At 62.5% G+C, this 769-nt stretch carries 2 protein-coding genes; both read right to left on the bottom strand.

The features are described from left to right. The coding region (locus A2J01_RS14625) for an MFS transporter (RefSeq protein ID WP_156519281.1) at window positions 1-641 on the bottom strand (641 nt) is incomplete at its 3' end. A gap of 10 nt (window positions 642-651) precedes the next feature. Next, entirely contained in the window at window positions 652-768 is a 117-nt protein-coding gene (locus tag A2J01_RS37200) for a 2-oxo acid dehydrogenase subunit E2 (RefSeq protein WP_269455316.1), read from the bottom strand. Between the last annotated feature and the right edge of the window lies 1 nt (window position 769).

Raw genomic sequence — 769 nt, forward strand, 5'->3', positions numbered from 1 at the left:
GAGAATCTGCCGTGTGTCTTTCCGGTAGTCGACGCGGTTTCGGCATGCACGTCGACGTGAGGGAGAAGGGGTCGCGAGCACAACCAGACTGCCAGCAAGCCGATTGCCGACGCGATGCTGAGCGTGACATACGGCGGAAGATCCAGTGCGAGAGTGCCGAATCCGATGACAGAGCCCAATACGCCACCGACCGAGAACATGCCGTGAAAGGCCGCCATGATCGGGCGCCGGTACAACTGTTCGGCCTCGACGGCCTGCGAGTTCATCGACACGTCCAACGCGCCGTTCGCAAAGCCGAACACGACAAGTGCAGCGCCCAGTTGCCAGGTGTTCGTGGCAAACCCCGGGCCGAGAGTGGCGAATGCCAGCCCGCTACCCGCCAGGACGACCATGCGTCTGCTGCCGTATCGATCTGCGAGCGGGCCGCTCAACTGCATGCCGGCAATGGCTCCGACTGCAAGAAGGAGAAGAAGTGAGCCGAGCGTCGAGTGACTGATCCCCACTCGGTGTTCGATGGACGGGATGTGGACGACCCACATCGCGAGGAGAAATCCGTTGATGCCGAAAATGCCGAAGATGCCGGCGCGGGCGCGCACCAGGGCGGAGGTGGGGACTGCGCGGTCGGTGGGGTTGACGCTCACTCGTTCCTTTCTACAGGTGAGTCAGCAACAGGTCCGGGTTCGCGAGCATCTCTGCGACAAATGAGAGGAATCTCGCGGCCTGCTCACCGGTCAGCACGCGGTGGTCGAACGTCAACGTCAGTGTCACG

It is taken from the genome of Rhodococcus sp. EPR-134, from assembly GCF_001647205.1.
In the GTDB taxonomy this organism is placed as follows: Bacteria; Actinomycetota; Actinomycetes; order Mycobacteriales; family Mycobacteriaceae; genus Rhodococcus_F; species Rhodococcus_F qingshengii.